General features: G+C 53.8%; 17 protein-coding genes. 4 read left to right on the forward strand and 13 right to left on the reverse strand.

What is annotated here, in order from left to right:
- Positions 1–29: 29 nt before the first annotated feature.
- Genes potD through potA form a run of 4 tightly spaced genes read right to left on the reverse strand, consistent with a single transcriptional unit; the run spans position 30 to position 3,838 of the window.
- Positions 30–1,064, reverse strand: coding sequence for a spermidine/putrescine ABC transporter substrate-binding protein PotD (gene potD / locus ACQG1Y_RS08960; protein ID WP_015570806.1), 1,035 nt, complete (start codon positions 1,062–1,064; stop codon positions 30–32).
- A complete protein-coding gene (potC, locus tag ACQG1Y_RS08965) occupies positions 1,061–1,852 on the reverse strand; it encodes a spermidine/putrescine ABC transporter permease PotC (protein ID WP_015570805.1) in 792 nt (263 codons plus the stop codon). The genes potD and potC overlap by 4 nt, the downstream gene beginning before the upstream one ends.
- Positions 1,849–2,706: a spermidine/putrescine ABC transporter permease PotB gene (gene potB, locus ACQG1Y_RS08970; RefSeq protein ID WP_017693625.1), complete on the reverse strand. Its 858-nt coding sequence runs from the start codon at positions 2,704–2,706 to the stop codon at positions 1,849–1,851. Before potB ends, potC begins: the two co-directional genes overlap by 4 nt.
- Positions 2,690–3,838 (reverse strand): spermidine/putrescine ABC transporter ATP-binding protein PotA, encoded by a 1,149-nt coding sequence (potA, locus tag ACQG1Y_RS08975; protein WP_162837914.1) that lies wholly within the window; start codon positions 3,836–3,838, stop codon positions 2,690–2,692. Before potA ends, potB begins: the two co-directional genes overlap by 17 nt.
- 237 nt (positions 3,839–4,075) lie before the next feature.
- Between potA and pepT the strand changes: the two genes are divergently transcribed.
- Positions 4,076–5,299, forward strand: coding sequence for a peptidase T (pepT, locus tag ACQG1Y_RS08980; RefSeq protein ID WP_006809220.1), 1,224 nt, complete (start codon positions 4,076–4,078; stop codon positions 5,297–5,299).
- Between the two features lie 90 nt (positions 5,300–5,389).
- On the opposite strand, the gene ACQG1Y_RS08985 is transcribed toward pepT, so the two are convergent.
- The 3 genes from ACQG1Y_RS08985 to phoP form a co-directional block, all read right to left on the reverse strand.
- A complete protein-coding gene (locus ACQG1Y_RS08985) occupies positions 5,390–6,511 on the reverse strand; it encodes a JmjC domain-containing protein (RefSeq protein WP_368740499.1) in 1,122 nt (373 codons plus the stop codon).
- Positions 6,512–6,602: 91 nt separating this feature from the next.
- A complete protein-coding gene (gene phoQ, locus ACQG1Y_RS08990) occupies positions 6,603–8,066 on the reverse strand; it encodes a two-component system sensor histidine kinase PhoQ (protein ID WP_368740500.1) in 1,464 nt (487 codons plus the stop codon).
- The gene (gene phoP / locus ACQG1Y_RS08995; protein WP_026094318.1) at positions 8,067–8,738 is read right to left on the reverse strand and encodes a two-component system response regulator PhoP; all 672 of its coding nucleotides are present in this window, start codon (positions 8,736–8,738) and stop codon (positions 8,067–8,069) included.
- A gap of 475 nt (positions 8,739–9,213) precedes the next feature.
- Here phoP and ACQG1Y_RS09000 point away from each other — a divergent pair, with 475 nt between their 5' ends.
- A complete protein-coding gene (locus tag ACQG1Y_RS09000) occupies positions 9,214–9,606 on the forward strand; it encodes a hypothetical protein (protein WP_168728655.1) in 393 nt (130 codons plus the stop codon).
- 86 nt (positions 9,607–9,692) lie between these two features.
- Here the strand turns inward: ACQG1Y_RS09000 and purB are convergent, their stop codons facing one another.
- Genes purB through rluE form a run of 5 tightly spaced genes read right to left on the reverse strand, consistent with a single transcriptional unit; the run spans position 9,693 to position 14,028 of the window.
- Positions 9,693–11,063 carry an adenylosuccinate lyase gene (gene purB / locus ACQG1Y_RS09005; protein WP_017693620.1) on the reverse strand — a complete coding sequence of 457 codons (1,371 nt, stop codon included), beginning with the start codon at positions 11,061–11,063 and terminating at the stop codon, positions 9,693–9,695.
- 19 nt (positions 11,064–11,082) lie between these two features.
- The gene (gene hflD, locus ACQG1Y_RS09010) at positions 11,083–11,712 is read right to left on the reverse strand and encodes a high frequency lysogenization protein HflD (protein WP_006809213.1); all 630 of its coding nucleotides are present in this window, start codon (positions 11,710–11,712) and stop codon (positions 11,083–11,085) included.
- A gap of 27 nt (positions 11,713–11,739) precedes the next feature.
- The gene (mnmA, locus tag ACQG1Y_RS09015; protein ID WP_032103856.1) at positions 11,740–12,852 is read right to left on the reverse strand and encodes a tRNA 2-thiouridine(34) synthase MnmA; all 1,113 of its coding nucleotides are present in this window, start codon (positions 12,850–12,852) and stop codon (positions 11,740–11,742) included.
- Positions 12,853–12,892: 40 nt separating this feature from the next.
- Complete coding sequence (locus tag ACQG1Y_RS09020) at positions 12,893–13,366, reverse strand: NUDIX hydrolase (protein WP_032619915.1); 474 nt, start codon at positions 13,364–13,366, stop codon at positions 12,893–12,895.
- Positions 13,366–14,028, reverse strand: coding sequence for a 23S rRNA pseudouridine(2457) synthase RluE (gene rluE / locus ACQG1Y_RS09025; protein WP_017384702.1), 663 nt, complete (start codon positions 14,026–14,028; stop codon positions 13,366–13,368). Before rluE ends, ACQG1Y_RS09020 begins: the two co-directional genes overlap by 1 nt.
- A 117-nt stretch (positions 14,029–14,145) precedes the next feature.
- On the opposite strand from rluE, the gene icd reads away from it, so the two are divergent.
- Positions 14,146–15,396: an NADP-dependent isocitrate dehydrogenase gene (icd, locus tag ACQG1Y_RS09030; protein WP_003857898.1), complete on the forward strand. Its 1,251-nt coding sequence runs from the start codon at positions 14,146–14,148 to the stop codon at positions 15,394–15,396.
- 75 nt (positions 15,397–15,471) lie between these two features.
- Entirely contained in the window at positions 15,472–15,717 is a 246-nt protein-coding gene (locus tag ACQG1Y_RS09035) for a YmjA family protein (protein WP_022650806.1), read from the forward strand.
- A gap of 4 nt (positions 15,718–15,721) precedes the next feature.
- Here the strand turns inward: ACQG1Y_RS09035 and ACQG1Y_RS09040 are convergent, their stop codons facing one another.
- A complete protein-coding gene (locus tag ACQG1Y_RS09040; protein WP_180262957.1) occupies positions 15,722–17,221 on the reverse strand; it encodes an EAL domain-containing protein in 1,500 nt (499 codons plus the stop codon).
- Between the last annotated feature and the right edge of the window lie 16 nt (positions 17,222–17,237).

Below are 17,237 nucleotides of genomic sequence, written 5' to 3' on the forward strand. Positions count from 1 at the left end.
ACGGGCGACATTGCGTCGCCCGTTGTGCATTAACGGCCTGCTTTTAGCTTCTGATAATACTCTTCATACAGGCGGCTCGCGTCACCGACGTCGTTCTGCCATTCCCCTTTGCTGATGGTTTCAGCGTCCGGATAAAGCGATTTATCATTTGCCACTTCAGGGCTTAACAGCTTCCGCGCGGCCAGGTTTGGCGTCGGGTAGCCGATGGTTTCCGCCACCTCTTTTGCCACATCCGGGCGCAGCAGGAAATTGATCAGCTTCAGGGCGCCCTCGACGTTTTTCGCATTCGCCGGGATCGCGAGGCTGTCCATCCAGAAGATGCCGCCCTCCTTCGGCCAGACCACCTCCAGCGGCGTCCCGGCCTGACGCGCCACAAACGCAGAGCCGTTCCAGACCATACCCAGATTCACTTCACCTTCCATATACGGGTTAGCCGGGTTATCCGAGTTGAACGCCGCCACGTTTGGCATCAGCTTTTTCAGTTCGTTATACGCCGCTTCGATCTCTTTCGGATCGGTGGTGTTACCGGAATAGCCGAGTTTACGCAGCGCAACCTGGAACACTTCGCGCGCATCGTCGGTTAACAGCAGGCTGCTTTTGTATTCCGGCTTCCACAGGTCAGCCCAGGATGAAACCGTTTTTGGATCAATGGCATCGCTGTTGACGCCAATTGCCGTCGCGCCCCAGATGTACGGAATGGAGTAGTCGTTGTTCGGGTCGAACGGCTTGTTTAGCATCTCAGGATCGAGGTTTGAAAAATTGGTTAGCTTCGTTTTGTCGATCTTCTGGATCATGCCTTCTTTGCGCATCTTGTCGACGAAATAGGTCGACGGCACCACCAGGTCATACGCGCCATCTTTATAGGTTTTGAGCTTGGCGTACATGGTTTCATTCGACTCGTAGGTCGAATAGATCACCTTGATGCCCGTCTCTTTGGTGAACTGCTCCAGCAGGCCCGGCGGCACATACTCGGTCCAGTTATAGAAATAGAGCGTTTTGCTGTCATCAGCATGCGCGGCGCCCATTCCGAGCACCAGTGCCGCAGCGGCAAGCATTTTTTTCATTTCTGTGTCCCCTGAGATTTTGTTTTATCACGAGCAATAACCTGGCTGGCAATTACCAGAACCAGCGATAACACCAACAGAATAGTCGCCAGCGCGTTCACTTCGGGTGAAACACCGACTTTAACCATTGAGTAGATCTTCAACGGCAGAATTTCATAGCTCGGCCCGGTGACGAAGGAGGACACGACCACGTCGTCCATCGACAGGGTAAAGCTGAGCAGCCATCCTGCTGCCACGGCGGGCATCGCCAGCGGCAGAATGATTTTGCGCAGAATGGTCATCTCGCTCGCACCCAGATCTTTCGCCGCTTCCAGCATGCGTACGTCGAACCCTTTCAGACGCGCGTAGACGGTTACCACCACAAACGGCAGACAGAAGGTGATATGCGAGAACAGCAGCGACCAGAAACCGAGCTGGACGCCCAGCAGCATAAACAGCACCAGCAGTGAAATGGCCATCACGATATCCGGGGACATCATCACCACAAACAGCATGCCACTGACGAACGGCTTACCGCGAAAACGGTAGCGGTACAGCGCCACGGCGGTCAGCGAGCCAATCAGCGTCGCGAAGGTGGCAGAGAATACCGCCATCGTCAGCGAGTGCTGAGCGGCCTGTAGCAGGCTGTCATTGTTCATCAGCAGGCCATACCATTTGGTGGTAAACCCTTGCCAGTTGATCCCGAAGCGTGAGCTGTTAAAGGAGTTCACGATCAAAATGATTATCGGAATATAGAGATACGCATAAATGGCGGTCATAAAACCGCCGCGAAGCAGTCGACCGATCATTCCAGCTCCACCTTCTTATTCAGCAGGCGTGATGCACGCCAGTAAACCAGCAGCATCAGTCCCATCACCACCGTCAGCGTTATGCTGGTGGCCGAGCCGAACGGCCAGTCGCGGATATTCAGGAACTGGCTCTTAATCACGTTACCGATCAGCAGGTTTTTCGCCCCGCCCATCAGGTCCGATACGTAGAACAGGCCCATCGCAGGCAGCATGACCAGCAGACAGCCGGCGATAATACCCGGCATGGTCAGCGGAATAATGATGCGGACAAAGGTTTGTAACTTACTGGCGCCCAGGTCTTTCGCCGCTTCCAGCAGCGGTTTATCGAGCTTTTCAATGCTGGAGTAGAGCGGCATCACCATAAACGGCAGCAGGATATAGACCAGGCCGACAATCACCGCGCCCGGGGTGAACATGATGCGGATCGGCGTCTCGATCACCCCCAGCCACAGCAGAAACTCGTTCAGATAACCTTTGGTGCTGAGGAAGATTTTCAGCCCGTAGATGCGGATTAACGAGTTGGTCCAGAAGGGTACAATCAGTAAAAACAGCAGCAGCGGCCGTACTTTTTGCGGCAGGCGGGCCAGGAACCAGGCGAATGGATACCCCAGCACCAGACAGGCGAGGGTAGCAATCAGCGCCATATTGAGCGAGTGCAGCAGCACGTCAAAATAGAGCGGATCGAGCAGGCGCGCGTAGTTGTCCAGCGTAAAGACCATCGCGACGAAGTTCGCGTCGTCGCGGGTCAGGAAGCTGGTTACGATGATCATCAGGTTGGGTAGAAAGACAAACAACACAAGCCAACCGACGATCGTGGCAATCACCACATTCTGGAACTTACTTGTGTTCTTCATCAGCCAGTACAACCTCCCAGCTTTCTACCCAGTTGATGACCATTTTCTGATCCAGCGAGTGGTCGAAGTCCGGATCGTCCTCGTTAAAGAACTCGCTGACCATCACCATTTTGCCGTTTTCCAGTTCCACAACGGATTCGAGGGTCATCCCTTTGTAGTTGCGTTCGCGAACGTAACCGATCAGACCTTCGACGTCAGCCGTGTCGTGGATCTCATCAACGCGGAGATCTTCCGGGCGCAGCAGGACGTTGAGCTTTTGCCCCTTCTCGACGGCAAAGTTGACGGTAATATTGCATTCGCGGCCTTCCACGTTCGCGCGAACGCGCTGCTCGTCCAGACGCTCAATCACCGTGGCGTTGAAAATATTGATTTCGCCTATAAAGCTGGCGACGAACAGGTTTTTCGGCTCTTCGTAAATTTCACGCGGGGTGCCATCCTGCTCAATCTTGCCGTCGCGCATCACCACGATACGGTCTGACATGGTCAGGGCTTCTTCCTGATCGTGCGTGACAAACACGAACGTGATGCCGAGCTTACGCTGAAGCGCTTTCAGCTCGTTCTGCATCTGCTTGCGCAGCTTGTAGTCCAGCGCGGAGAGGGATTCATCCAGCAGGAGCAGGCGAGGTTTGTTGACCACTGCGCGGGCAATGGCCACACGCTGCTGCTGACCACCGGAAAGTTGATGCGGCTTGCGCTGGGCGAACGCCTCCAGCTGTACCATGCGCAGGGCTTCGGTAACCCGAGGTGGGATCTCGCTGGCCGGTGTTTTTTGCATCCGCAGGCCAAACGCCACGTTCTCAAACACGGTCATGTGCGGGAACAGGGCATAGCTCTGAAAGACGGTATTGACGTGGCGATCTTCGGCTGGAACCTGGGTTATGTCCTGGTTCTCAAGATGGATATGGCCGTTATCGACGCTTTCCAGCCCGGCGATAAGGCGCAGGACGGTAGTTTTGCCGCAGCCGGAGGGGCCGAGCAGCGTGAGAAACTCACCGTCATTGATGGTCAGATTAAGGTCGGAAATGACATCTTTGCCATCGAAACTTTTACGAATTCGTTCCAGTTGCACCAGCGGTGAAAGGGAACGGGGTTGTGTATTCAATTTTCGCGCTGTCCCATATAGACGCCTCAGGCAGCAGACTGAAGCGGGGTTTGTGTGTAACCACCTTGGTGACTCGTAATGAGGGCGGACATTCTACGGCAAACCCATTGAATCGCCAATCCTTCTCACTTATTCATAAGCTACATTTATTAACGCACAACGATATAAACGTAAAAAGTTCTCGTTTGCGGGATAAAAGTGACCTGACGCAATATTTGCGTTTTGCTGCTTAATGATAATGTTGTCACAAAAAGTGAGGGTGACTGCATGGATAAACTACTTGAGCGTTTCTTACATTACGTTTCGCTGGATACCCAATCTAAGCCGGGGGTCCGACAGGTGCCAAGCACCGAAGGCCAGTGGAAGCTGCTAAATCTGCTGAAAGAGCAGCTGGAGGCCATGGGGCTGGTTGATGTCACGCTCAGCGAAAAAGGGACCGTGATGGGAACGCTGCCGGCGAATATTGACGGCGATATCCCGGCAATTGGCTTTATTTCTCATGTCGATACCTCACCTGATTTTAGCGGTAAACACGTAAACCCGCAGATTGTTGAAAACTATCGCGGCGGTGATATTGCGCTGGGCATTGGCGACGAAGTGCTGTCGCCGGTGATGTTCCCGGTACTGCATCAGTTGCTGGGGCAGACGTTAATCACCACTGACGGCAAAACCTTGCTGGGGGCCGATGACAAAGCGGGCATCGCCGAGATCATGACGGCGCTGGCGGTGCTGAAGGGCAAAAATATCCCACATGGCGATATCCGCGTGGCCTTCACGCCGGATGAAGAGGTTGGAAAAGGCGCGAAACACTTTGACGTTGAGGCGTTTAACGCGCAGTGGGCCTACACCGTCGACGGTGGCGGCGTGGGTGAACTGGAGTATGAAAACTTTAACGCGGCATCGGTGACGATCAAAATCGTTGGGAACAACGTGCACCCGGGGTCTGCGAAAGGGGTGATGGTGAATGCGCTGTCGCTGGCTGCGCGTATTCATGCGGAAGTGCCCGCCGAAGAGAGCCCGGAGATGACGGAAGGGTATGAGGGTTTTTATCATCTGACCAGCATCAAGGGGACCGTGGACAGCGCGCAGATGCACTATATTGTCCGCGATTTCGACCGCAAAGCCTTTGAAGCACGCAAACGTAAGATGATGGAGATCGCGAAAAAGGTCGGCAAGGGGCTACATCCGGATTGCTATATTGAACTCATCATCGAAGACAGCTATTACAATATGCGCGATAAGGTGATGGAGCATCCGCATATTCTTGATATCGCCCAGCAGGCGATGCGCGATTGTGACATCGAGCCGGTGATGAAACCGATCCGTGGCGGTACCGATGGTTCACAGCTGTCGTTTATGGGCCTGCCGTGCCCGAACCTGTTTACCGGTGGATATAACTACCACGGCAAGCATGAATTCGTGACGCTGGAAGGGATGGAGAAAGCGGTGCAGGTGATCGTGCGGATAGCGGAGTTAACCGCGAAGCGGTAATGTTTTATGCCGGGTGGCGGCTACGCCTTACCCGGCCTACATTTCGATCGTAGGCCCGGTAAGCGCAGCGTCACCGGGCATTAAAGCGGCTCAGTCCTCAAAAAACCAGTACCCGCTGTTCACCAGCGCGGCCAGCATGGCGAGGAAGGAGGGATCGTCCAGTGCGTCGCCAAAGGTATCCGCAGTCAGCACCATATGGCTGGCAATCGCTTCCAGCGCCGGGCGATGCGGAGAGTCCAGGCGCTCGCCGTTGACGAATACCTCTTCGCCAATGCGCAGTACGCGTAATCCGCCCAGACGAACCAGCTTATAGCCCTGCTGGAGCGCATCATAAATTTCATCTGCCTGATACGGCGGCTCTGGCGGTGCGACGTCCAGTTCGTGACGCGACTGGCTGATAAACTCGCCAAACCACTGTCTGAAGTGCTCCGGTTCGTTGATCAGATCCAGCATCATCCCGCGCAGCTTATCCAGCTCCTCTGGCAGAATATCCGCCGGGTGCTCACGCGCCGGAACGTCCGGATCGCTGTAACGGTAGCTGCCCAGCTCACGCTGTAAAACATAGTCAGCAAATCCGCTGATCATCTCGCGCCCGCTTGGCGCGCGGAAACCAACCGAATAGTTCAGCGAGTTTTCCAGGGAATAACCTTCATGCGGGAAGCCCGGTGGGATATAGAGAATGTCACCTGGCTCCAGCTCTTCATCAATGATCCCTTCAAACGGATCAACCTGAAGCAGATCCGGGTGCGGGCAGTGCTGCTTCATTGGCACTTTTTCGCCCACGCGCCAGCGACGGCGCCCGGTACCCTGAATGATAAACACGTCGTACTGATCCAGATGCGGACCCACGCCGCCACCGGGAACGGAGAAGGAGATCATCAGATCGTCCATTCGCCAGTCTGGCAGGGCGCGGAAGGGACGCATTAAGGCTGCGGTGGGTTCGTGCCAGTTGTTGACCGCCTGCACCAGTAAAGACCAGTTGTTTTCGCCCAGGTGATCGTAGCTTTCAAAGGGACCGTGGCTGACCTGCCATTTCCCGTCCTGGTGGCTCACCAGACGGCTGTCTACCTCGTTTTCCATCGCCAGACCAGCGAGTTCGTCAGGAGAAATAGGGTCGATAAAATTGCTGATCCCGCGTTTAAGAACGACCGGGCGTTTTTGCCAGTAACGTTCAATAAATTCGGGCCAGTTAAGCGTTAATTGATAATCCATATTTTTGTATTCCGCAGGCTCTTACTGAGACGGATTATAACGGAAGCACCGCCCCCTGACTGCGAGATCCGCGTATTTTTCACATTTCGGGTCAACTATCGTTCGATACGGGATGCTGGCGGCCAAAAATGACTTCCATACGGGCACCGCCCAGCAAACTTTCAGCGGTTTCAATCTTGCCCTCGTACTGATCGACGATTTCCCTGGCGACGGATAATCCGACGCCCTGGCCTGGCCGCAGCGTATCGGCGCGCTGGCCGCGATCGAACACCACTTCGCGTTTATTACGGGGAATGCCAGGACCATCATCCTCAACGATAATATGCAGTTCGTTATCCGTTACCCGCGCGGACACCTCGACAAACTCCAGACAATATTTGCAGGCGTTATCGAGCAGGTTTCCCATCACTTCCATAAAGTCATTTTTCTCACCGACAAAGCTAATTTCCGGTGAGATATCCAGACTGATGTTGACCCCTTTACGCTGGTACACCTTGTTCAGCGCAGAGGTGAGGTTATCCAGCAGCGGGGCTACCGGGTGCAGTTCACGGCTCAACAGGGCGCTTCCGGAACGCATGCTCGCGCGGTGCAGGTAATAGCCGATCTGCTGTGAAATACGGCTGATTTGTTCCAGCATCACCGGCTCGGCGTCATCCACGCTCATTTTCGAACTGCGCATGGAACGCAGGGTACTCTGCATCACGGCCAGCGGGGTTTTCAGGCTGTGCGTAAGGTCGGTGAGCGTCGTGCGATACTTGTCGTAGCGTTCACGTTCGCTTTTCAGCAGGCGGTTGAGGTTGCGCACCAGGCTGGTCAGCTCACGCGTGGTCTCCGGGTTTAGCTTCTCGCGGTGATGTTCCTCCAGCTCGCGCACCTCTTTGGCAAGGGATTCAATCGGGCGGAGGCTCCACCACGCAGCAACCCACAGGAGAGGGATCACCAGCAGCAGGTTGGCAGCCAGAACATACACAAACCAGTTCCAGACCATATACGAGCGTTTCAGCTCAACCGGTATGGTATCGATCACCACAATGGTTAACTGCGGCATGTTCAGGGTGGCGGGGTAAAGGTTGATGGCCACAGAGTGGGTCATCTCCGTGTCGTCATCTTCGGCCCGGATCTCATTAAGCTTAATCTGTAAGGCGCGATCGTCACGCAGCAGGCTGCTGGTGGAGTTGAGGTCGGCTTCTATTTCATGAAAACCGTTGGTTTTCAGCCATTCCGGACGGATGCGCTTTTTCAACCACGGGACATCGCGCTGGGCCCAAAGCAATTTCCCTTTTTCATCATAGATCAGCGCCAGCGTCGGGCTCTGCTGATTCAGGTTTTCCGGCATCTCGACGGTGATTCGGTTGTTCTCCCACTTCGCCAGGGTATAAAACAGGTTACTTTCGCCGCGAAGCAGGCGGAAGGTGGTTTTATCGAAGCTCACGCTATAACCGACCAACGCCACCATCCCATAAGAGAGCGACAGCACCAGCACGACGGCGGCGGTTGCCAGCAAAAAGCGAACCCGCAGCGAAAGGGGTAAAATGTGGCGCAATATCCCTTTCATTTAGCGTAATTCGAACAGGTAGCCCTGACCACGCACGGTGGTGATCACGTCATGCGGGTACTGCGCCTGAATTTTTTTACGCAGGCGACCCATCAGCACGTCAATGGTGTGGCTTTCGCGCAGCTCGGCATCCGGATAGAGCTGAAGCATCAGGGAATCTTTGCTCACCACTTTACCGTTGTTACGGATCAGTGTTTCCATGATGGTGTATTCGAATGCGGTCAGCTTGATCACTTCATCATTAATAGAAAATTCGCGGCGAGAGAGGTCCACCTGGAACGGCGGCAGAGAGATAACCTGTGACGCCAGCCCGCTGTTGCGGCGCAGCAGCGCCTGCATACGCGCAGCGACTTCTTCAATATGGAAGGGTTTGGTCACGTAGTCATCCGCGCCAGCGCTCAGGACTTCAACCTTGTCCTGCCAGCCTTCGCGGGCAGTCAGCACCAGTACCGGCAGGGAAACGTCATGGCTACGCCAGCGGCGGATAAGGGACAATCCGTCTTCATCCGGCAGCCCTAAATCGACAATGGCGATGTCCGGCAGGTGTTCATTGAGATAATAATCGGCCTCTTTTGCGTCTTCAGCATCATCCACCTGATGACCCATCTCCTGAAGTTGAACTTTCAGGTGATGGCGTAGCAATGCGTTATCCTCAACAACCAGTACGCGCATCATCACTTCTCCCTTTATAAATGGTATGAATAGTTTAACGCTGATTATTCAGGTTGACACCAGCGCAATGAAATTAAATGATTTTTTTCATGCTCCCGAACACAGGGGGGATGACGCCAGGCACCTGATTATTAAGTATGTTGACCTGAGCCTGGTTCATATCACCCATCCAACTCACGTAAGCCTCATGCGCCCCCAGCAGGCGCGGGTAATATAAACTGACTTGTTTTCGCAAGCTTTCGCAATCCCGATAAAACAGCCATCCGTTTATGAACTGTTGAAGGCGAGTCGCTTTTTGGACAGCACGGGCACGCCAGTTTTGTAAATATTGCCCTTTTTTTTGTAAGGATGTTCTCACTATGCCTGGCTTTGTCTACGCTTATTTTATGGTGCGAAATTAGATTTGCATAAGATGTGCCAGAAAAGCAGCATTTTTACACAACAAAACAGCAATATAGCGAGTAAAGAGGACTTTATGGAATGGAAGGTTGTTGAGACTATTGCGAGCCCGGAAAGCGGAACCATCTTTTGCAAAGTTGAAACACAGTATGGCCTGAATTATATCCTGTGGTTAAAGGGAGATTATTACGTTCGTACAGGTGAAATCATCACCACTTCAAACCAGGGGATCCTGATTAACGATCGGCGGCGTAGAGTATGGATAGCGCAGGCAATGCCCTTTACATCAATAGGCTGGATGGGGTTCAAACAGAAAAACGCGTGTCCAGGCAACCGACAGGAGATGGATCGCCCGTGCACGGCTGAAACCCCGTGCCAGTTCAAACTGTGCCCGTTCGGCTTAAAACGGTATATTCCGGAAAGTTATTCCACGGCAAAAAATAACATTCAGCCTGACGGCAGGCTCTAATCCCGGCAAAACAGATAATGTGACGTGAAATGTCGGCTCGATGATGTAAAGCAGCCCCCTTTCCAGGTGGAAAGGGGGAAGGGCGATTACTTCAGCTCGTCAACCATAGCGATGGCACGGCCAATATAGTTTGCCGGGGTCATCTCTTTCAGGCGCGCTTTTTCTTCTTCTGGCAGCGCCAGACCGTCGATAAACTGTTTCATACCTTCAGCATCAACGCGTTTACCGCGGGTCAGCTCTTTGAGTTTCTCGTACGGTTTTTCGATGCCGTAACGACGCATCACGGTCTGAATCGGCTCCGCCAGCACTTCCCAGTTGTGATCCAGCTCGTCCAGCAGACGGTCGCGGTTAACTTCCAGTTTGCTCACACCTTTCAGGGTGGACTGGTAGGCGATCAGCGCGTAGCCAATACCTACGCCCAGGTTACGCAGCACCGTGGAGTCAGTCAGGTCGCGCTGCCAGCGGGATACCGGCAGCTTGCTCGCCATATGCTGCAACACGGCATTCGCCAGACCCAGGTTACCTTCGGAGTTTTCGAAGTCGATTGGGTTCACTTTGTGCGGCATGGTGGACGAACCGATTTCCCCGGCGATGGTCTTCTGCTTGAAGTGGTTCAGGGCGATGTAACCCCATACATCACGATCGAAGTCGATCAGGATGGTGTTGAAGCGCGCAATGCAGTCAAACAGCTCGGCGATGTAGTCGTGCGGCTCAATTTGGGTGGTGTACGGGTTCCACTGGATCCCCAGAGAGGTCACAAACTCTTCGCTGAACTGGTGCCAGTCCACTTCCGGGTACGCGGCGATGTGGGCGTTGTAGTTACCCACCGCGCCGTTGATTTTGCCGAGGATCTCAACCTGCTCCAGCTGACGATACTGGCGTTCCATGCGGTACGCCACGTTCGCCATCTCTTTACCCATGGTGGATGGGGTTGCTGGCTGGCCGTGAGTACGGGACAGCAGCGGAATGTCGCGGTATTCCACGGACAGCGCTTTCACCGCATCAATGATTTTACGCCAGTAAGGGAGTACTACCTCTTTCCGCGCGGTAGAGAGCATCAGCGCGTGAGACAGGTTGTTAATATCTTCAGACGTACAGGCGAAGTGAATAAATTCAGATACCGCGTGCAGGGCAGGGACGCTTGCCACTTTCTCTTTCAGGAAGTATTCAACCGCTTTCACGTCGTGGTTGGTGGTGCGTTCGATGGTTTTAATGCGCGCGGCATCTTCTTCGCTGAACTCAGCAACGATTTTATCAAGGTAATCGTTTGCCTTTGCGTCAAAAGCAGGAACTTCCTTGATTGCTGTCTGGGCGGCCAGCTTTTGCAGCCAGCGTACTTCAACCTGAACACGGAACTTCAGCAGGCCATATTCGCTGAAGATCCCGCGCAGCGCGCTGACTTTATCGCCGTAGCGTCCATCGACAGGGGATACGGCGGTCAGTGAGGATAATTCCATAATTCGCAACTCCGGGAGGTTAACAATGAGCAAGAATTTGTTTTGCCTGAGTCGTCAGGCGATGACGAGAAAACATTAACTGTAGGCGGCCACCGCCGACCTGTTGCCACAGCACGGCGGCACGGATGCCTGCTAGCAGCGAAGCGCGTACCTTCGCCTGTACCTGTGGGCTTTGCAATACGGCAGGCGAACCGGTGACCTGAATACGCGGGCCTAGCGGGCTAATCACGTCAACGTAGATACCGGCCATCGCGCTGAGCAGGGTCTCAGACTGGAGGTCAAAGTGGTCGAGCTGGCGCTGTAGCCCGGCGATGCGGTCGCCCAGGGTATTCATTGCGCCTTTTGCCGCATTAAGCTTACGTTCCAGCACCATCAGGCTTAAGGTGTAGCGGGTCAGTTCCGCGTTCAACCCCTGACGGTTGCTGGCGTTGAGCACGCCGAGCAGAGTTTCAAGACCGAGACGAAGATTGGTTTCACTGCCGCCAAAGACGCCCAGCGTGGAGCCTGGGTTAAGATCGATAACGCTGTTGAGTGAAACGTGCAGGGCATCAGCGTCGCAATGACCCTGATGCGCCAGCTGTTGCACCAGACGGGCTGACTGGCAAATTCCCGCCAGCGCCAGGGTGATGTCATAATAGTTCTTCGCCACACGGTCTCCTTTATGTGTGCAAACGGTTTAAACAGCAGGCAGCGGCAGGCGCTGTTCAATGATCCCACCGCCGAGGCAAATTTCGCCGCTGTAGAAAACAGCAGACTGGCCAGGGGTAACGGCGGAAACCGGCTCGTCGAAACGCACGTCAATGCGATCGTCATCCAGTGCGGTTACGGTGCAAGGGATGTCCGTCTGGCGGTAGCGCGTTTTCACTGTGCAGCGTAGCGTGCCTTTCAGCGGCTCGCGATCGACCCAGTGCAGCTGTTGCGCGATCAGTCCAACGGACATCAGGCGCGGGTGGTCGTGACCCTGAGCCACAACCAGAATATTGTTTTCGACGTCTTTGTCGACCACGTACCACGGATCTTCGCTGCCCTCTTTGGTGCCGCCGATACCCAGACCTTTACGCTGGCCGAGAGTGTGGTACATCAGCCCCTGGTGCTGACCAATCTCATCGCCGTCAACGGTGACGATTTTGCCCGGCTGTGCAGGCAGGTAGCGCCCCAGGAACTCGCGGAATTTACGCTCGCCGATAAAACAAATACCGGTGGAGTCTTTTTTCTTCGCGGTGATCAGATCCAGATCTTCAGCAATCTTACGCACTTCCGGCTTTTCCAGCTCGCCGACCGGGAACAGGCTCTGGGCAATCTGTTCGTGGCTCAGCGTATAGAGGAAGTAGCTCTGATCTTTGTTGCCGTCCAGGCCGCGCAGCAGCTGGCTTTTGCCATTCACATCCGCGCGACGCACGTAGTGGCCGGTCGCAATGTAGTCTGCGCCCAGGTCTTCCGCGGCGAATTCCAGGAAGGCTTTGAATTTGATCTCTTTGTTGCACAGGATATCCGGGTTTGGCGTGCGGCCCGCTTTGTACTCTTCGAGGAAGAGTTCAAAAACGTTGTCCCAGTATTCTGCGGCAAAGTTAACGGTGTGCAGTTCGATGCCGAGCTTATCGCACACGGCCTGCGCATCGGCGAGATCCGCAGCGGCAGTGCAGTATTCCTCGCCATCGTCTTCCTCCCAGTTCTTCATGAACAGGCCCTCCACCTTATAGCCCTGTTGCTGCAACAGGTAGGCGGAAACGGAGGAATCGACACCGCCGGACATGCCGACGATTACTTTTTTCTGGCTGTTATCTGACATGGAATACTCACGACATTGAACTTCAAGGCGGCGTATTCTATCACGCCCCCCCACCATTGACACCCTCTGTAAACGGCCAGTTAAATTCTGCAATGACATCCAGCGGCAGGCGCGCCGCAGACTGCCAGCAGCGGATGCTTTCCGCCACCAGCGGCGAACGCAGGTTTGGCGCGTTCAGGATCTCCTCGGCAGTCACCCACAGGCAGCGATCGATATCGTCGTCGTGCGGTTCAGTGGCGCACGTTTCGTTAAGTTCAACGGCGAATAAGAAGCGCAGGAAAGGCGTCTGGTCAGGCGCTATCCACTGATGCATACGGATAAAATGCTGCGGTTCGGCGCGGATACCCGTCTCCTCCCACAGCTCACGGGCTGCCGCCTGGCGTAAGGTTTCATTGGCTTCAAGATGCCCGGCAGGCTGGTTCCACAGCGCTTTGCCATTGATGGTCTCTTCCACCACCAGGAATTTCCCCTGCGCATGGACCACGCAGGCGACCGTAACATGAGGTTTAAACATCAGTTCTCCTTAGGGGTAACATCCCGCCATTCCCCGTTTGCCAGCGAGTCCAGCGTGTAGCTGCCCATGGCATAGCGAATGAGTCGCAGGGTAGGGTAGCCCACATGCGCAGTCATGCGCCTGACCTGTCGGTTGCGGCCTTCATAAAGGGTTATTTTAAGCCAGCTGGTGGGAATGGATTTCCGCTCACGAATCGGCGGGTTGCGCGGCCACAACCACTCGGGTTCATTCACGCGCTCAATACCAGCCGGCAGGGTGGGACCGTCGTTCAGCGTTACGCCGTTACGCAGTTTTGCCAGCGACGCGTCGTCCGGCTCGCCTTCAACCTGCACAAAGTAAATTTTCCCGGTACGCTTGCCCGGCTGAGTGAGCCTGGCCTGGAGCACGCCGTCATTGGTGAGCACCAGCAACCCTTCGCTGTCACGATCCAGACGTCCCGCCGCGTACACTCCCTGAACGGGAATAAAGTCCTTCAGCGTGCTGCGCCCGGCCTCGTCGGTAAACTGCGGCAATACATCGTAGGGTTTATTGAACAGTATGACCCGCGTTGGCTGGGGTTCTGGCGTTCTTCTGGTGGCTTGTCGTGAGCTGAATCGCTCAACCCGGTGTTTTCTAAAAGAAGTTTTCGTCATGGTATTTTCAGGCGTTATCAATTGCCGCATTATAGCCTAATAACGAAGACCTTTCATGGCGTCGGACAATCAGGTACTATCGGAAGGCTCATTACAATTTATTAACATAAGATCAGTAACAACCAGAAGCGCTCGAAGGAGAGGTTAATGGAAAGCAAAGTAGTTGTTCCGGCGGAAGGTAAAAAGATCACCCTGCAAAACGGCAAGATTAACGTTCCTCACAACCCGATTATCCCGTTCATTGAAGGCGACGGTATCGGCGTAGACGTTACCCCGGCAATGCTGAAAGTGGTTGATGCCGCTGTTGAGAAAGCCTACAAAGGCGAGCGTAAAATTTCCTGGATGGAAATTTACACCGGTGAAAAATCGACTCAAGTTTATGGCCAGGACGTCTGGCTGCCAGCCGAAACGCTGGACCTGATCCGCGACTATCGCGTTGCTATCAAAGGCCCTCTGACCACGCCAGTTGGCGGCGGCATTCGCTCCCTGAACGTGGCGCTGCGTCAGGAACTGGATCTGTATGTGTGTCTGCGTCCGGTGCGTTACTACCAGGGCACCCCAAGCCCGGTTAAGCACCCGGAACTGACCGACATGGTTATCTTCCGTGAAAACTCAGAAGACATCTACGCCGGTATCGAATGGAAAGCGGACTCTGCTGATGCAGAAAAAGTGATTAAATTCCTGCGCGAAGAGATGGGTGTGAAGAAAATTCGCTTCCCTGAGCATTGCGGCATCGGCATCAAGCCGTGCTCCGAAGAAGGGACCAAGCGTCTGGTGCGTGCCGCCATCGAATACGCTATCACCAACGATCGTGACTCTGTGACCCTGGTTCACAAAGGCAACATCATGAAGTTCACCGAAGGCGCGTTCAAAGACTGGGGCTACCAGCTGGCGACCGAAGAGTTCGGCGGTGAACTGATCGACGGCGGCCCATGGCAGAAAATTAAGAACCCGAACACCGGTAAAGAGATCATCATTAAAGATGTGATTGCCGATGCGTTCCTGCAACAGATCCTGCTGCGACCTGCTGAGTATGACGTGATCGCCTGTATGAACCTGAATGGTGACTACATCTCCGATGCGCTGGCCGCGCAAGTGGGTGGTATCGGTATCGCCCCGGGCGCGAACATCGGTGACGAGTGCGCCCTGTTCGAAGCAACTCACGGTACTGCACCTAAATACGCAGGCCAGGACAAAGTCAACCCAGGCTCTATCATTCTGTCCGCAGAGATGATGCTGCGTCATATGGAATGGTTCGAAGCCGCAGACCTGATCGTTAAGGGTATGGAAGGCGCGATTAACGCGAAAACCGTCACCTATGACTTTGAACGTCTGATGGAAGGCGCTAAACTGCTGAAATGCTCAGAGTTTGGCGACGCGATTATCGCGAACATGTAATCCACTCGCTGGGTTAAATGACAACGGGAGCCTGAGGGTTCCCGTTTTTTATGCACACAAGACGGAAACAACGCTATGACCCATGATATCCCGCTCAAGTATTATGACATCGTCGACGAGTATGCGACTGAAACGGCGAAACCGGTAGAAGAGGCAGAGCGTACGCCGCTGGCACACTATTTCCAGCTGCTGCTCACTCGCTTATACAACAATGAGGAAATCAGTGAAGAGGCGCAGCGGGAGATGGCTGTCCAGGCGGAGATAGACGAAGCGCGCATTGACGATATTGCGAACTTCCTGAATCAGTGGGGCAATGAATAACGCGTCATCGCGCTGAGTCTGCCAGCAGCCTGGCGAGGTCGTGCCGGGTTAGCGACTTCGAAAAGTACCAGCCTTGTACGAGGGCATCGGGGTATCTCTGCGCGATGAACTGATATTGCGTTTCGCTTTCAACCCCTTCAAAAACAAGGGTTTTGTGCAGTTTAGCTAGCGCGTCGCTGAAGATCACCAGGATATCCTGTTTATAGTGCTCGCTGATGCCGTCCACTAACGACTTATCCACCTTGATTTCGTCATATTTGAGATTTGATAGCCTGGCCAGATTAGAGTTTTGCACACCAAAATCGTCTATTGAAATTTTGACGCCTGCCGATTTAAGCTCCTCACAAAACTCTTCAAGGATGGCCGCGGTGGAAACGCCATTTTCGGATAACTCAACTTTGATTAACGATAAGGGAATCGCGTTCTCTGAGCATTCATGACGTAATACCGCCAGGAATTTGCCGTCTTCAATTTCCGTCCGGCCAACGTTCAGTGAAATCATTAACTGATGTTCAGCGGCCAGCGCGGCAATTTCCGCCAGGGATTTCTTTATCATGTTCTGATAATAAACGTTATACAGGCCAATTTTTTTAATTAACGGGATAAACAGCTCAGGAGAAACCTCTTTGTGATTGTTATCCTGCCATCTTGATAACACTTCAACCCCGACGATTTTCTTATCAGCAACCCGAATAACAGGCTGAAAATGAACGCTGATGGTATTCGCTTTTACCGCTTTGACCAGCGTTCGTTCCAGAGAACGTCGGTCTTCATAAAGTCGAAGAGAAAACAGCGTCAGGGATACCCAGATAAAGTATAAAAACAAGCACAGAAGCACCATCACTACGTGGGAGAGCGAAGCCAGTCCGGCATCATGGTGTGTGACGGTAACGCACAAATCCCAGCGTGTACTGCACTCTGTCACAGCCAGCGTAAATAACAGAGACTGTAAGCGGCTGAAGTTTTCTGATGGCGGCGTAACGGTGAAAAAGGTGCGGCCGAAATCTTTAGTGGAAGAACGAAGCGAATAGTTGGCGGTAACGGGGGCAAATTTATCGTAGGCTGAACGGGAGGTGAAGATAATAAGGTGGTTATAGATTGTCGCATTGCCGACAAAGAAATCTTTCTGCGAAAACTGCGCCAGGCTGAATCCGTTCTGGGTATTATGCAGCTCAGAGGGAAGGGCGATGGGATTTGCCAGCTTGCCCCAAAACGCGGTGCAGGTGATTTTCCCCTTTTCAATAAACCCCACATCGGCGAAATAGAGACTTCGCATCTTTAATTTTCGGTAGTCGTTCAGACTGGCGCTATCGCATCCCTGCGCGGAGGTATTTATAAGCGTACTGGCGATATTTTGCGTTAACTCTTCAGAATAGCTTAAGAGCGTGTGGGAGATCTCCCTCTGCCGGTTCTTTTGCTGCTCAGCGATAATGGCGTTAACCGCATACAGCGACAGGACGACCATAAAGGTTGAGATGATAGCAACGGCAATGGCCTTCTTCATTTTCCTGTTGTCCCAC

Source organism: Enterobacter cloacae complex sp. 397G4, from assembly GCF_050031515.1.
Lineage (GTDB): Bacteria > Pseudomonadota > Gammaproteobacteria > Enterobacterales > Enterobacteriaceae > Enterobacter > Enterobacter hormaechei_C.

Excerpts from the sequence above, each read along its gene's own strand:
- pepT (WP_006809220.1), top strand. The coding sequence starts at position 4,076 with ATGGATAAACTACTTGAGCGTTTCTTACATTACGTTTCGCTGGATACC.
- potD (WP_015570806.1), bottom strand. The coding sequence starts at position 1,064 with ATGAAAAAAATGCTTGCCGCTGCGGCACTGGTGCTCGGAATGGGCGCC.
- purB (WP_017693620.1), bottom strand. The coding sequence starts at position 11,063 with ATGGAATTATCCTCACTGACCGCCGTATCCCCTGTCGATGGACGCTAC.
- ACQG1Y_RS08985 (WP_368740499.1), bottom strand. The coding sequence starts at position 6,511 with ATGGATTATCAATTAACGCTTAACTGGCCCGAATTTATTGAACGTTAC.
- icd (WP_003857898.1), top strand. The coding sequence starts at position 14,146 with ATGGAAAGCAAAGTAGTTGTTCCGGCGGAAGGTAAAAAGATCACCCTG.
- ACQG1Y_RS09000 (WP_168728655.1), top strand. The coding sequence starts at position 9,214 with ATGGAATGGAAGGTTGTTGAGACTATTGCGAGCCCGGAAAGCGGAACC.
- potC (WP_015570805.1), bottom strand. The coding sequence starts at position 1,852 with ATGATCGGTCGACTGCTTCGCGGCGGTTTTATGACCGCCATTTATGCG.
- ACQG1Y_RS09020 (WP_032619915.1), bottom strand. The coding sequence starts at position 13,366 with ATGTTTAAACCTCATGTTACGGTCGCCTGCGTGGTCCATGCGCAGGGG.
- ACQG1Y_RS09040 (WP_180262957.1), bottom strand. The coding sequence starts at position 17,221 with ATGAAGAAGGCCATTGCCGTTGCTATCATCTCAACCTTTATGGTCGTC.
- mnmA (WP_032103856.1), bottom strand. The coding sequence starts at position 12,852 with ATGTCAGATAACAGCCAGAAAAAAGTAATCGTCGGCATGTCCGGCGGT.
- potB (WP_017693625.1), bottom strand. The coding sequence starts at position 2,706 with ATGAAGAACACAAGTAAGTTCCAGAATGTGGTGATTGCCACGATCGTC.
- phoQ (WP_368740500.1), bottom strand. The coding sequence starts at position 8,066 with ATGAAAGGGATATTGCGCCACATTTTACCCCTTTCGCTGCGGGTTCGC.
- ACQG1Y_RS09035 (WP_022650806.1), top strand. The coding sequence starts at position 15,472 with ATGACCCATGATATCCCGCTCAAGTATTATGACATCGTCGACGAGTAT.
- rluE (WP_017384702.1), bottom strand. The coding sequence starts at position 14,028 with ATGCGGCAATTGATAACGCCTGAAAATACCATGACGAAAACTTCTTTT.
- phoP (WP_026094318.1), bottom strand. The coding sequence starts at position 8,738 with ATGCGCGTACTGGTTGTTGAGGATAACGCATTGCTACGCCATCACCTG.